This window comes from Fibrella arboris (genome assembly GCF_041321095.1).
Classification (GTDB): Bacteria; Bacteroidota; Bacteroidia; order Cytophagales; family Spirosomataceae; genus Fibrella; species Fibrella arboris.
This window is the reverse complement of sequence record NZ_JBGGWE010000005.1, coordinates 93,799-108,176: the sequence shown is the minus strand read 5'-3', so window position 1 is coordinate 108,176 and position 14,378 is coordinate 93,799. Positions and strand designations below refer to the sequence as shown.

Sequence of the window (14,378 nt, the reverse complement as noted above, 5' to 3'; positions counted from 1 at the left end):
GTCCACCTGCCTGATCAGAACACGTACCCAGCCCGAGTTGGGGCGTTGCTAAACTTGCAGGATCAACTTCTAATTGATCGGAACGTGAGAAAAGATCGAAGTGCAATGACGCTGGCTGAAGTCGGATCGTTGGTGTTAATCGTCAGCCTACTGGTATATATGCTCTCGATTTTGCTCTGACTCTTATTCCCTGATACCCCATGAAAAACACCTTACGGAAGAGCGCCTTTGCGCTGGTGGCCGCCCTGCTGGTAGCCTTCGTACCCGCGCGTACGCTCAAATCGCTGTTCGATCGGGCCGAACAGCAAACACGCTTACTGCTGAACGACCTGGCCACTGTGCTGGCCCAGCAACCGTCGGGTAAACCGATGCTGGTCTCGCCCCGCACGCTGACGGCAGAAGGGGCCTTGCAGGCCGTGCCCGCCCGCGACTGGACCAGCGGTTTTTTCCCCGGCGAACTGTGGTACCTCTACGAATACACGGGCAAACAGGAGTGGGCCGATCAGGCGCGGCGGTTCACGGCTCGGTTGGAAGGCGAAAAGACCAACGCCGGTACCCATGATATGGGCTTCAAGCTTTATTCAAGCTATGGGAATGGCTACCGCCTCACGCGTGACCCGGCCTATCGTGCGGTGATCATCGACGCTGCCCGTACTTTATCGAAACGGTTTAAGCCAACGGCGGGGATCATCCGGTCGTGGGATCACCATAAAGAGGTGTGGGATTGCCCCGTCATTATCGACAACATGATGAACCTGGAACTGCTCTTTGCCGCCACCCGGCTGACGGGCGACTCGACCTTTTACCACCTGGCTGACACGCACGCCCGAACCACGATGAAGCACCATTTTCGGGCCGATAACAGTTCCTACCACGTTGTCGATTATGATACGCTAACGGGCAAGGTGCTGAAAAAGAATACACACCAGGGGTTCAGCGACGAGTCGGCCTGGGCGCGGGGGCAGGCCTGGGGGCTGTATGGGTACACCGTCTGCTACCGGGAAACGAAAGACGCGCGGTACCTGAAGCAGGCCGAAGCCATTGCCCGATTCATGCTCAACCACCCGCACATGCCTGCCGACCTGGTCCCCTACTATGATTTCGATGCGCCCGGCATTCCCAATGAACCACGCGACGTGTCGGCTGCGGCAGTTATGGCGTCGGCCCTGTTTGAATTAAGCACCTACGTACCTGGCTCATCCTACCGGGCAAAAGCCGAGCAGGTTATCGGTAGCCTGGCAAAAAACTACGCGTCACCGACTGGAAAGAACCACGGTTTTCTGCTGCTGCATAGTACGGGGGCAAAGACGTTTGAACGGGACGTGCCCCTCATCTACGCTGACTATTACTACCTGGAAGCGCTTTTACGCGCAAAGAAAATCGGCGAGAAGAAGCCGCTATTCTGACAGAGCCAGCCCTACAACGTCTCTACCAACGGCTCAGCTCCCTGAAGACTGAATTCAGTGGGCGTCATACCGTACTGGGCACGGAAGGCGCGGCTGAAATATTTGGGATCACTGAAACCCACCGCAAAGGCTACTTCTGCCACACTGACCTTTCGCTGTTTCAGGAGCAGCTCCGCCTTTTTTAGCCGGGTAGTCCGCAGCAGGTCAATGACCGACAAACCCGTCAGCATTTTCACCTTGCGGAACAGCACCGGCCGGCTCATCCCGATTTCACTGACCAGACTCGTTACGTTAAAATCCGGGTCGGCCAAATGCCGGTCGAGGGCGACCATCAGCTGATTCAGGAATTTAGCGTCGGGATGGTCAAGCTCCTGCGCCTGCGGTTGCAGCGTGACAAGGCGATTATATTTTGTCTTCAACTGATCGCGCAGGTTCAGCAGGTTACTGACCCGGGCCTGGAGCAGGATCGGATGGAAAGGTTTGGTCAGGTAATCGTCGGCCCCCGTTTCCAGGCCCGTCAACTGGTTGTCGACCGTGTCTTTGGCCGTCAGGATGATTACCGGAATATGACTCGTCCGTGGGTCTGATTTAAGGCGGTGCGTCAGGGCAAAACCGTCCATGATGGGCATGGCTACGTCGGCGATGACAATATCGGGGAGTAGCCGGGCTGCCTTTTCCCAGCCAGCAGCGCCGTCAGCGGCTTCAATAACCTGGTACAGATCAGCAAAGAGATGACGGATATACATCCGAATATCGTCCTGATCTTCCACAAGCAGCAGCAGTGGCTTATCGGCACCAACAGCTGGAGGCTGGCTTGTCGAGAGTGGCGGGATCCGCAAGGCTGGTGGCACTGGAGCAGTTGGTTCGGCTACGGGAGCAGAAGCTACCGGTCTGGTTGGCCTGGCCGACTGGTCAGGTACGTTCAGCGGCAGGCTAATGCTGAAGCGGGTAAAGCCCGCCTGCTGAGCGGTTGCTTGCCGGCTCTCCACGTCAATTCGGCCGCCATGCTGTTCAACAATGTGCTTGCTCAGGGCGAGGCCGAGACCAAAACCGGAGTCGCGCGTTTTGGGTTGGCTAACCTGGTAGAACTGGTTAAAGATGTGGTCGATGTCGCCCGGCGAAATACCCTGACCGGTATCTTCAATCAGAATAACGGCGTTCTCTGCACCGCCAGGCATCGTGAAATCCTGCTGTAACCGCACCGAAACGACACCGTCTGTAGGCGTAAACTTAAACGCATTCAACAGCAGGTTGTACAGGACCTTTTCCAGCTCGCCGCTATCGATCCAGGCGGGTAGGGCAACAACTTCCGACTCGTTGAGCAGCGTTATCCGGTGCGTACGGGCATGCTCGGCAAACGAGTCGGTGATGGTGGCCAGGAAATGGACCAGATCGACCTCCTGCCGTTGCAGCTCAATGTTACCGGTTTCGTGTTTCCGAAAGTCGAGCAGCTGGTTGAGCAGCCGCAGGAGTCGATCGGTGCTGTTGCGCATGATCGACAACTGTTTCTGCGCGCTGAAATCGGCCGCATACTGGGTGGCGAGCACTTCAATAGGGGCCATCACCAGCGTGAGGGGCGTTCGGATCTCGTGGGCAATCTCCGTGAAGAAATTCAGCTTTATCTGGTGCAGTTCCTGCTGGCGGGTTTTCTCGTCGTGCTCAACCTGAAGGTCATGGGCCAGTTGAATCCGGTTGCGGTTAAACCGCGACCAAAGCCGTAACAGACCGAGGAACGTCAGCACGTAGCCTCCATAGGCCCAGACCGTTTTCCAGGGTGGTGGCAACACCCGAACGGGCAGTTCCAGCGGCGTCTGGTTCCACACATCGTCGTTGTTACTCCCCTTTACCCGAAGCACGTAGTCGCCCGCCGGCAGGTTCATGTACATGGCCTGCGGATCGCTGGTGTAGTTCCAGGTGTTATCGAAACCCACCAGCTGATAAGCATATCGGTTTTTGGGCGAGTTGATGTAGTTGAATGCCGCAAAACCGAGAGAGAACACATTCTGCTGGTACGTCAGAGCGATGCCCTCCGGGGACTCTAGATCCAGCTCCCGTGTTGGCCGGGCCGCCTGGTCCGTTACCGACTGGTTGAATAGGCGCAGTTGGGTAAACGCGAGGCTGGGCGCTTTTGTATTTCGACGGATACTATCGGGGTGGAACTGGACGATGCCGTTGTAGCCCCCGAAGTACAGGTTGCCGCGCTCATCCCGGTAGGTCGAATTGGGCGTAAATTCCTTGCAGATCAGCCCGTCGTGCCGGTCATACGAAATAAACCTCGACTGGGTGGGGTCAAACTGAGCCAGCCCTTTGTCGGTGCTGATCCATAACCGACCGCGATCATCTTCCAGAATGCCAAAAACGGTGTTACTGGGTAGGCCCTGTGTGGTAGTAAACCGCCGGAACGACCGCTGATTGGGCAGCAACAGGTTGACGCCACCGCCGCGTGTGCCGACCCAAAGCCGTTGCCGCCGGTCTTCCAGCAGGCAGATGATGTGATTACTGCTGAGCGACGTGCTGTCGCCATTTTGCTGGTAGTAACGGACGAACGCATTCTGGCCCGTTAGTTTCCGATTCAGTCCGTGAATGGTACATACCCAAAGCTGTTGTTTACTATCGATCAACAAGCTCGTTGTATTGTCGGAACTTAAGGAGCTTTGCCGGTCGGCCTGATGCGTCAGCGGAATAAAGGATTTCGTCTGCTCATCGAACTGGCAGAGGCCGGCAAAGTAGGTAGCGATCCAGATGCGGCCCTGGGCGTCCCGTTTCAGGTCATAGATATGATCATCGGGAATCGAACGTGGATTGGTGGGCTCGTGCAGGTAGCGCGTGACTGTTTGTTGGCGCAGGTCGATGTAATTCAATCCTTTCAGCGTACCGACCCATACTCCTTTTGTCCCATCGGCCAGCAGGCATTTCACTTTATCGTTGGTTAGCGATTGGCTTACCTTGGGGTCGTGGCTATAATGTCGGGCAATCGTTCTGTCGGCATTCAGCAGAAAAAGTCCCTTGTCTTCGGTGCCAAGCCAGCGTTGATTGCCGCTGCTGGCGGCTAGCATGGGTCCCGAAATCTTGAAAGGCATGCCCCCCTGTTTATCAATGGGCCGATACGAGCCAAACTGCCGGGCCAGCGGACTATACATACTTACCCCGCCATAATACGTACCTATCCAGAATGATCCGTCGCGATCGCGAAACAGGGAACGTACCGAGTTATCGCTCAGTGAACTGGGATCAATCGGCTGATTGATGTGTGTGGTGAACTGACTGCCGTTCTGGGCAATGATGTGCAGTCCCGTCATGGTGCCCACCCAGAAGCGGCCTTTTCCATCGGGAAGAATCGTGCGCACTGTCTGCGTACTCAGGTCCAGGCCGGGAACCGGATGCCAGGAAACGACTTTACCCTGCTGCTGATCGAACAGGGCAAGGCCATTTCGCTCGGTGCCGATCCAAAGCCGGCCAAACTGGTCTTCGGCAATGGCATTCACCCCGTTAGACGTGTTGTGATAGGCCGAATCGGCGGGGTGCAGAAAAAAATTGGTCAACTCAAACTGCCCGGATGCCGTTGGCTTCAGGCTGGTAATGCCCGCCGACGTACCTACCCAGATCGTTCGGTTGCGGGCCTGATAGAGCGTTCGTATGTTCTGGTGGCTAAGATCGCGGTGGTGGCTGGTCAGATCGACCAGCCGGTCGCACTGGTTCTGGTTGGTTGCCTGTAGCCGGAATAGCCCCCGTGGTGTACCCATCCAGATATGTTGCTGCTGGTCTTCAAACAGCGTATTGATGGTTGAATCGGCCAGTTTTCCTGTCGCCACGATCCGGGGCATAAATGACTGGAAATTGTCCTGCTGTGCCCGGTACAGGGCAATCCCCTTCGACGTACCTACCCACAGCTGCCCCCGTTTGTTCAGCACTAGGCTGTTGATGATATTGGAGGGAAGGCTGTTCGCGTTATCGCTACGGGTCTGATACACAACTACCTGCCGGGAGTCATAGCGATTCAGGCCATTGCGGGTGCCAAACCACATGAACCCCTTTTTGTCCTGCGTGATGGTATAGACGCTACTTTGCGATAGGCCTTCTTCGATGCTCAGGTTACTGAAATGCTTTATATCGGTCTGACCAGCCACCCGCTGGGTGAGCAGAAGGAGCAAAAGGCCCAGCCAGGGTCTAGAATTTGTTTTGCTGCTTTTCATTAACGTCGCTTTAACCTCGAATCGCCTTCGTTACTCACAAAGCAAAATCGACGCAGAAGCTAATAGACCAGTAAGCGGGTTTATTTTTCGGTCGCCAGCAGCAGCCAGTACCGGCCTGGACTGCTTGGCCAGAAAGCTGGGCTGGAATCAGTCGGTGGTGCCGGCCAGATCGGCCGCAACAGCGGCGGCGTCAATAAGCTTACGCATTTTGGGCGAGTAGTCTGGTTCTTCACCGCGTAGTCGCAGAATCGATAATTCCTTCATCTTCGATTCAAATACGATGTCGAGATCACAGCCATAGGTGTTGGCGGCCGTGTATAGCCAGTCGGCATGCGCTTCTTTGCGGGCTTTAGGGTCTTCGTAATCGCGGCGCGAATCGGAATAGTGAAAAACAGGGCGTACATCCCAGGTCGCGTAGGCGGTCTGAAAGGCTTCTTCCTGCGTTTGTCCGTCGGGGTGCAGCGAATGATGGAAATAATCGAAGACGATCGACGTACCTATTTTCTCGTAAAGAAACAGCAGGTCAGTAACGGAATAAAGCGAGGGCCGGTCGTCGTTCTCAACGGTCAGGCGGGCGCGGAGATTCTCGGAGAGGCGCGTGCTAAAGTTATGGGCAAAGCGGGTGAGCGTGGCCACTTTGTCGCCGTAGGTACCGCCCGCGTGAATGTTGATTTTATTCCAGCGCGACGGTTTCAGCCCCATCTGATCGAACACGTCCGATTGGTATTCCAGGTCCGTGACGGTATTGTCGAGGGTTTTCCCCTGACCGGCCAGGTGATTGAAGGGGCCGGGGTGGAACGTCAGCCGGATAGGACGTGCCCCGATCTCTTCCAGCGTCGCCCGGATGTCGGTAAAGTCGGGCAGTTGATGGAGGCGGTATTCCGAAGCCCACGGAAACAGATCGGACGAGATACGGAAAAGCCGAAAGCCATGCTCCAGGTTCCAGTCTACGATCCGCAGCAGATCCCGCACGTTTTGCAGGGCCAGTTGCGAGGCATACTGCACGCCTTTTTCGGTGAATGTCTTCTTGATCATTCCCCGGCTGGTCGTTACTTTTTCCTCTACCTGTAGGGTCAGGTTGATGCAGGCATAGCCGACGTTGGTCATAAAAAAAGTTTACAGTTTTCTGTTTGCCGTTTTCTGTTGCTTCGCCCACTGGCAACGAACGTGCCTGAGCAGCGCAACAGAAGACGGCAAACAGAAAACTGTGAACTGTGTACTTTAGTTAATCCCGACCAGTTCGATCTCGAAGGTCAGGTCCTGGCCAGCCAGTGGGTGGTTGGCGTCGAGCGTGACCGAGTCGTCGCTGAGGGCACGCACAATCACGGGAACGGGCTGTGGATTGCCGTCTTCGTGCATGTTCAGGGTCATACCCACTTCAAGCGGGATGTCATCGGGGATGTCATTGCGATTCAGCGTAAATACCATCGCTTCATTAGCGGAGCCATAAGCTTCATCGGCGGGAATATTGATTGTCTTGTGTTCGCCCACAGACATACCCGTGATCCCGTCATCGAACCCTTTGATGACCTGCCCGCTACCGAGCGTAAATTCCAGAGGCGAGCGGCCCTGTGATGAGTCGAACAGGGTGCCGTCGGTCAACGTACCGGTATAGTGTACCTGAACGGTATCTCCAGCTTGTGCCTGTGCCATAAGTTGTCTGCGTTTTTGTTGAGGCGTAAAGGTAAGGAACCTCACGTGAACGGTAGGGCAACACACTCACATTATCGGCACTGGCCACTTAATTGGTAAACCACTGGCTCACCATCTGGCTTCGCGACTGGTTCTTCAGGCGTTGCTCGAGGTCGTCGGGCATCTTATCGAAAAAGTCGAGCCCGGTAGCCCGTTCAATGGTCGATACAGGTACCACAAACGAGCTGAGCGGTTCGTCCGACGGTTCATTCTTCAGCAGAAACCCGATCATCCGAATTTCTGGTGATGCGCCTTTTCGGCAATACAGAATCACTTTATAGAAGGAGTCAGGGACGGCTACCTCGTTGGTCCGGCCAATGGTGGGAAGGTTATTACGGAGCACTGGCCCGGTTACAACGTACAGGCCACCATCGCGCAGCGCCCAGGTCCGCACCATTTCTTCCAGTGATTTCCAGATGCCCCGGTTGAATTGCGGTGCCTGTGGCGAAATGTTGCTCATGAAAAATGACTGGCGGGTCAGCTGCTGCGAGAACTTGAAATCACCCGCTGGAGCCAGATGCCCCCGGTCGTAACCCGATCGGGTGTAGTCTGAGGGGAGCGCCGTGCCCCCGTCGACGGCTGGGTCGGGTACAAAATGTTCATTGTCACGCTCGGCGTCACCCGTGACTTCGTAAGCCAGCAGGGGATAGGCTACCCAGACGGGGTTTTTCAGGGCCTCATCGTATCGAAGTGTGTAGCCGTCGTGCCGGACCAACTCGGCCTGGGTACGTCCTGACGGCAGGATGAAATCGACCTGTTTTTCAAAGTCAAACAGTTTTCCCGACGTGCGCTTTTCTGAGCTGCGGGTTGTCGTTTCCGGCGTGTCTGTTCCGGCCGACTGGTCGTCGGAGGCTTCGCTTTCGGAGCTGGGCTGCCCCGCCGAACGGTCGTCGGTGGCCTCGTCGGACTGCGTTGGCTCAGGGGCTTTATACGGGTTTGTGCCGGAACGTTCGCGTCTCGAATGGCCAATGCCCAGCAGGCTGCGGACATCATTCCAGAAGGCGACAACAGGTTCGGTGCGGCCTTTGTAATGCAGGAACAGCCCAACCAGGAAGAAGCCAAACAGCAGGAGCAGGGAATTGCCCCGCAGGCGAAAACCCCGCCGGGCATACCGTTGAGAAGCGCGAAATTTGGGTCGGAAGAACATACTGCGAAGGTAGGGGAAATGGGGGTAGAGTTTGAGGTTTCAGGTTTCAAGATTCAGGTTTCAGGTTTCAGGTTTCAAGTTTCAAGTTTCAGGTTTCAAGTTTCAGGTTTCAAGTTTCAGGTTTCAAGTGGCTTCGCTATATCACCACATGGCCAATGAGCGGGGCCACCTGAAACTTGAAACCTGAAACTTGAAACTTGAAACTTGAAACCTGAAACCTGAAACTTGAAACCTGAAACTTGACACTCACTGCTTACTGTTACAAGTACATGTCATCACGTCAATTAGCTGTTATCGGAGGGGGGGCTGCCGGTTTTTTTGGCGCCATTGCTGCCGCCGAAGCGGATCCCACTGCCACCGTTACGATCTACGAAAAAGGCCGTCAGGTGCTGCAGAAAGTCCGGGTGTCGGGTGGGGGGCGCTGCAATGTCACCCATGCCTGTTTCGATCATAAAAAATTAGCTACCCATTACCCCCGCGGCGACCGTTGGCTCCGGTCGTTGCTACCGCAGTTCGACGCGGCCGGTACGGTCCAATGGTTCGAACGCCGGGGTGTTGCGCTGAAGACAGAAGCCGACGGACGGATGTTTCCTACCACCGACTCGTCGGAAACGATCATTGACTGTTTGCTGACTACCGCGCGGAAGCTGGGTATTCAGATCAAGACCAGTTGCGGCGTCGAACGGCTCGAGGCGCTGGCTGATAGTGACGGGCCTGATGCCCCGGCGCACCGGTCCGGGTACGTGCTGCACTTCCTGACGGGCCGCGACGACGGACCGACCCATACCCAGGTCGATCGCGTCTTGATTGCCACGGGCGGCTACCCGCAGGCGCCTTCCTATGGCTGGATACCATCGCAGACCGAGCCACTTCAACGGCCAGTGCCTTCGTTGTTTACATTCAATACACCGGGGAATCCGTTACTGTCCCTGGCGGGCGTATCGGTCCCCATGGCGCGGGTGCAGGTGGTGGGCACTAAACAGCAGCAAAGCGGCCCGTTACTGATTACGCACTGGGGATTCAGCGGACCAGCCGTGTTGAAACTATCGGCCTGGGCTGCCCGTGATCTGGCCAACTGCGACTATCGATTTACGTTGCGTATCAACTGGGTACCGGATAAAAACGAGGATCAGCTCCGCGAGGCGCTGGGTACGTTCCGGCAGCTACATGCCAGGAAGTTGGTGACCTCACAAAATCCCGTTGGTTTACCCGCCCGCCTTTGGGATGCTTTTTGCGCCGAAGCGGGCGTGACGGAAGGGCTTCGCTGGGCCGATTTGCCCGGTAAAGCGCAAAACCGGCTCATCGAACGCATAGGAAACAGCCAGTTTGCTGTAGCGGGGAAAAGCACGTTCAAAGATGAATTCGTCACCTGTGGAGGCATCGCGCTGGGTGCGCTGAACCCGCAAACGCTGGAGAGCGTCGCCCATCCGGGCCTGTTTTTTGCCGGGGAGGTCCTCGATGTCGACGGCATAACGGGTGGGTTCAACTTTCAGAACGCCTGGACAACCGGGTACGTTGCCGGGAAGCACCTGGGCGGTCATTGGTCGTCATAATGCTTCGCACCCCGTACAATGACCCCTGACGACAGGTTGCTAACACGCTACGATCACCAGCCCTGGCTCCAGGTGCAGGCAATAGAGAGACAGGGTTTCGTTGTGATCGGGCAGGCGAACGTGGCCTGTCAGGTAGGTGGCTCCGGTGGGAAACGGATCAACCAGCAAGTGGTCGCGGAAGGTGAGCTTACGTTTTCCATACAGTTTGTAGAGGGCTTCCTTGGCGCACCAGTATACCGCCAGCCGGTCGGGTTGTCCGTTGGCATCGGCAATCTCGGCGGCCGACAATACGCGCGGCACCACGCGGGTGAACTGATCGCGAATGGGCTCAATATCAAGCCCTACCGGACGGGTCTGATGCCATACGGCTGTGGCCCAGCCGGGCGTGTGCGACAGCGAGATATGCCCTGACAGGCCGCGTAGGTGCGGTTTCCCGTACTCATCTTTCCATAGCCCGGCGTAGAGGTGACCACTTGCCTCGACCATCGTTTTCAACGCTAGCCGACAGGCCAGCCATTCGAGCCGCTGGCCGGGATGCGCAATGCCATCCAGATCGGTTTGCTCATCGCAGGTCAGCACGAGCGGTCCGGCCAGCTCAGGTTCTGACTCGGTTATCTGCCAGCGAGTCAACGTGCAGTCGGGTGTAATGGGGTGAGTTGAGACTTGGGGCATAAGGAAAGGCAGAGTGCCAACACAATTGCGCGTACTTTTGCACGAATTTAGATTAAGTCAGCATGTTAAAACCTGCCCCGCTTCAAATCCAGCGTCTCGATACCTTTGGCGGGCACCGCGACAGCGTTTTCGCGCTGGCCCCCTCGGCGCAGGCGGGCCACTTTTTTTCGGCCGGAGCCGATGGGCAGGTGGCCGATTGGGACGTGGCGCAACCGGATATGGGTGCGCTGGTAGCCCGTATTCCCGCCTCGGTATACGCCCTTTGTTTTGATCGACAGGCAGGCTTATTATGGGTGGGGCAAAACTACGAAGGGATTCAGTTTATCGACCCTGTTCAGAAACAGGCTGTCGGGTCTCTTCAACTGACAACGGGGGCAATCTTTGATATTCAATTGTATCAGGAGACCGCCTTTGTGGCCCTTGGCGATGGCGTAGTGGTGGTCATCGACGTACCCACACGGGCTATCCGCAAACACCTGAAAGCATCGACCCAATCGGCTCGTTGTGTGGCCATTAACCCGGTTGAGCGGGAAGTGGCTGTTGGGTATAGCGACCATCAGATCCGTATTTTCGACCTGCACACGTTTGCGCTGAAACGAACAATCAGCGGCCCATCCAACTCCGTGTTCACGGTGACTTATTCTCCTGATTTCAAACGGCTGCTGGCCGGTGGGCGTGATGCCCATTTACGCACCTGGGACGTTGAAGCTGATTACCGGCCAGAGGCCGACATAGTAGCCCACCTGTATGCGCTGAATCATTTGGCGTTTAGCCCCGGTGGCCAATGGCTGGCCACCGTCAGTATGGATAAGACCATAAAACTCTGGGAAGCCGATACACTGAAACTTCGAAAGGTGATAGATCGGGCGCGTCATGGCGGGCATAGTACATCCATAAATAAGGTGTTGTGGTTATCAGGCACGACCTTTGCAACAGCCAGTGACGACAGAACCGTAGCCGTTTGGGAGGTTATCGGCTAACTAATTGGCAGCGATAGCCTATTTTGTCATGAAAAATGTTGTTATTTCCAATAGAGAACGATTTATTCGGCCCCTCAAAAACAGGACTCTTCCGATAGGATATAGACCATACGCATGAAAATTACACCAATTGAAATCCGCCAGCACACATTTGAGAAGAGTTTGCGTGGCTATAAAGTCGATGATGTCGACGCTTTTTTGTCGTCATTATCGCAGGAGTGGGAGCGGGTTGTTGGCGAAAGCAAGATGCTGAAAATGCAGCTTGAACTGGCCGAAAAAGAACTCAATAAACTTAAAGAAATTGAGCTGACGCTGTTCCGCACGTTGAAAAATGCAGAAGATAACAGCTCGCAGATTGCTGAACAGGCGAACCGCCAGGCTGAACAATATATTGCGGAAACACGCCAGAAAGCGGATGAACAACTGGTAGCTGCCAAAAAGAAATCAGCAGTGATGATTCAGGATGCTGAAAGTCAGGCCAGGTACGTTCGTGAGAATTTATCGGTTGAGTTGAAATCGCTGGAGCAGGATTTCAAGGCAATGGAGCGCTACAAAGACAACCTGATGGTGCAGATCAGGGCACTGGCTACCAATGCGATGGAAAGCGTTGACCGGTTCGAGAAGAAGTTCGCCCGCCAGTCAGCGAAACAGAAGTTCGACGAGGTGGCCGCAGACCCCGGGCAAGCGGAAGCCCCCGCCGTTGAGGCATTGGTTCAACCAGCGCCCACAGCCAGCGAAGCACCGGCCGAAGCGTCCGTAGAAGAAGCCGCAACAAGGCAACCTGAACAGGAACAGGTTGGTGAGGAGCCAACTGCTGAAGCGGCAGAACCAGCTACGACCAACGTACCTGAATTACCTGAAAACGCTGAGGTCCCCGACGATCTGCCCACCAACGGGCCATCGACAAACGAACCAGATCCGCTGGCTGGGGCAGATGCATCGGCCCAGTATACGGCTGAACCAATCGTGACCGAACCGCAGGTGACACAAGCCGAGCCGGAAGAAAAGAAAGGGGGCTCGTTTTTCGACCAGATTTAACTAACCGTTGCTTTGGGGACCATTTCGCTGGAAGGCCTTGAATTCTTTGCCTATCATGGCTTCTACGATGAAGAGCAGAAAATAGGCAACAAATATGCTGTTGATATTACCGTCTTTGCTGACTTTTCGGAGGCTGCCCGCCTCGACCGGCTCAGTGCGACGGTGAACTACGAAGCGCTCTACAGAATCACCGCCGATGTCATGAAACAACCGGCGCGCCTGCTCGAACACATTGCCCACAGCCTGATTGCCGGTATCAAGCAGCAGTTTCCGGCCGTTGACAGTGTTGAGGTCAGCGTTTCTAAATTCAATCCGCCAATTGGTGGGGTATGCCACCGGGCGCGAATCACGCTTAGGGAATAGATCAGTACCAATGCCACCATGCCGCTATACTAGCCTGTTCGTCAATAACATAGCTGGCATGGCGGCATGATGGTGTTGGTATGGGTCAAGGGCACTGCTGCCTGAAGGATCTGGCCTGATCACGGGCGCGTTTGAGCCGCATCTTCATGGCGCTCACGCTGACGTGGGCTTCGCTCGCCAGCGTAGCGACATCTTTATTGGCCAGGTATCGCCGGCGGAGAAGCTGCTGGTCCTGAGTGGATAACTTATTGAGCGTGCGCTCGGCCTGAAACCAGCGTTCGTCCAGCGACGGTTCATCCCATTGTACCTGCCCGATCATGGTCTCACCAACCGAGTCGAGTGGAACGAACGAGCGCTTTTTCAACGTATCGAGTACCGACAGGCAATGATAACGAGTCAACACAAACAGCCAGGTCGAGAACTTAGCTTCAGCCCTGAACGTGTGCAGTCGGGTGTATACTTTACAAAATATTTCCTGCGTTTGGTCCATGGCTTCTTCAGGGTTGTGAAGAAACTGCAGACAGGATTGATATACTTTCTGCTGATAGCGGTTATGCAATTCGGTAAAGAGAAAATCGTCTTTGTAGTGGACAATAGCGGCAACCAAAGCCTCATCAGTATACACTTCGTTCATAGCAGACAACCCGTCACCATCGGCACTGAGAGCGTTGGGCTTGGAGTGGAAAAGTTTGTGGATGCCCCTGATGAGGCTGTAAACCGATGGATATAACCTGCGTTTAATAACAGTTAGTCTATTGGCTTATCAGGAGTATGTATGATACGAATACCGATGTATTTTGGATTCCATGTATATACACTAAAGTTGATGTTATTTTCATATGTATTATTAATATGTTGGTTATCAGTCATATAAGTAAGATTAAAATTTACTTACAATCATAATAATTGGCTAATAGGTATTCATTATAGCTTTAGCTATATAATTTAAGTTTATCAATATGCTTAGCAGGTTATGTAAAAATTTGACCACTGTTCACAGACACCTATGACGTGATCAGCAACGGCCGGGTCCTTTGAGTAAGATAAATGCTAAATAATGCCTACATAGTTAAAGGCCGGGCTGCTGGCACATAGCTTTGGCAGTCGACAAGATTGATCGGTGGTCCTGCCAGGTGATCCTCAACGTTATGAACGATGGTTTACGCACCTGCCGATGGTATCGGCCTTTATTGCTATTAGTAACAGGGCTACTTTTTTAGGCTCCCTCGTTGGTTGCTCAGTCTGCTGGCCGTATTGTAACCGGAACCGTTCGCGATGTGGGTACGTCCTGCCAAGGTCTGGCCCACTAACCAGCTGATCTGTCTGAGTCGGTG

The 14,378-nt window shown here is 54.8% G+C and carries 11 protein-coding genes; 5 read left to right on the top strand and 6 right to left on the bottom strand.

All coding sequences use genetic code 11. The annotated features are described in order from the left end of the window. Nucleotides 1-200 precede the first annotated feature (200 nt). Nucleotides 201-1,406: a glycoside hydrolase family 88 protein gene (locus ACAW75_RS10275; RefSeq protein ID WP_370728623.1), complete on the top strand. Its 1,206-nt coding sequence runs from the start codon at nt 201-203 to the stop codon at nt 1,404-1,406. Between the two features lie 11 nt (nt 1,407-1,417). Here ACAW75_RS10275 and ACAW75_RS10270 read toward each other — a convergent pair whose 3' ends face one another. The 4 genes from ACAW75_RS10270 to ACAW75_RS10255 all read right to left on the bottom strand — a co-directional run bounded on the left by ACAW75_RS10270 (nt 1,418) and on the right by ACAW75_RS10255 (nt 8,438). Continuing rightward, on the bottom strand, nt 1,418-5,557 hold the full coding sequence (locus ACAW75_RS10270; protein ID WP_370728622.1) for a hybrid sensor histidine kinase/response regulator transcription factor: 4,140 nt from the start codon (nt 5,555-5,557) through the stop codon (nt 1,418-1,420). A 189-nt stretch (nt 5,558-5,746) separates the two neighbouring features. Beyond that, nucleotides 5,747-6,706 (bottom strand): UV DNA damage repair endonuclease UvsE, encoded by a 960-nt coding sequence (gene uvsE, locus ACAW75_RS10265; protein ID WP_370728621.1) that lies wholly within the window; start codon nt 6,704-6,706, stop codon nt 5,747-5,749. A gap of 114 nt (nt 6,707-6,820) precedes the next feature. Then, nucleotides 6,821-7,252 (bottom strand): FKBP-type peptidyl-prolyl cis-trans isomerase, encoded by a 432-nt coding sequence (locus ACAW75_RS10260; protein ID WP_370728620.1) that lies wholly within the window; start codon nt 7,250-7,252, stop codon nt 6,821-6,823. 88 nt (nt 7,253-7,340) lie between these two features. Continuing rightward, nucleotides 7,341-8,438 carry a DNA/RNA non-specific endonuclease gene (locus ACAW75_RS10255; protein ID WP_370728619.1) on the bottom strand — a complete coding sequence of 366 codons (1,098 nt, stop codon included), beginning with the start codon at nt 8,436-8,438 and terminating at the stop codon, nt 7,341-7,343. 269 nt (nt 8,439-8,707) lie between these two features. Between ACAW75_RS10255 and ACAW75_RS10250 the strand changes: the two genes are divergently transcribed. Further along, nucleotides 8,708-9,991, top strand: a complete 1,284-nt coding sequence (locus tag ACAW75_RS10250) for a BaiN/RdsA family NAD(P)/FAD-dependent oxidoreductase (RefSeq protein ID WP_370728618.1) — start codon at nt 8,708-8,710, stop codon at nt 9,989-9,991. A 39-nt stretch (nt 9,992-10,030) separates the two neighbouring features. Here the strand turns inward: ACAW75_RS10250 and ACAW75_RS10245 are convergent, their stop codons facing one another. Continuing rightward, a complete protein-coding gene (locus tag ACAW75_RS10245; RefSeq protein WP_370728617.1) occupies nt 10,031-10,663 on the bottom strand; it encodes a 4'-phosphopantetheinyl transferase family protein in 633 nt (210 codons plus the stop codon). A gap of 62 nt (nt 10,664-10,725) precedes the next feature. Between ACAW75_RS10245 and ACAW75_RS10240 the strand changes: the two genes are divergently transcribed. The 3 genes from ACAW75_RS10240 to folB all read left to right on the top strand — a co-directional run bounded on the left by ACAW75_RS10240 (nt 10,726) and on the right by folB (nt 13,044). Then, nucleotides 10,726-11,643 carry a WD40 repeat domain-containing protein gene (locus ACAW75_RS10240; protein ID WP_370728616.1) on the top strand — a complete coding sequence of 306 codons (918 nt, stop codon included), beginning with the start codon at nt 10,726-10,728 and terminating at the stop codon, nt 11,641-11,643. 114 nt (nt 11,644-11,757) lie between these two features. Then, the gene (locus ACAW75_RS10235) at nt 11,758-12,681 is read left to right on the top strand and encodes a DivIVA domain-containing protein (protein ID WP_370728615.1); all 924 of its coding nucleotides are present in this window, start codon (nt 11,758-11,760) and stop codon (nt 12,679-12,681) included. Nucleotides 12,682-12,693: 12 nt separating this feature from the next. Continuing rightward, the gene (folB, locus tag ACAW75_RS10230; protein WP_370728614.1) at nt 12,694-13,044 is read left to right on the top strand and encodes a dihydroneopterin aldolase; all 351 of its coding nucleotides are present in this window, start codon (nt 12,694-12,696) and stop codon (nt 13,042-13,044) included. An 85-nt stretch (nt 13,045-13,129) separates the two neighbouring features. Here the strand turns inward: folB and ACAW75_RS10225 are convergent, their stop codons facing one another. After that, on the bottom strand, nt 13,130-13,678 hold the full coding sequence (locus ACAW75_RS10225) for an RNA polymerase sigma factor (RefSeq protein ID WP_370728613.1): 549 nt from the start codon (nt 13,676-13,678) through the stop codon (nt 13,130-13,132). Between the last annotated feature and the right edge of the window lie 700 nt (nt 13,679-14,378).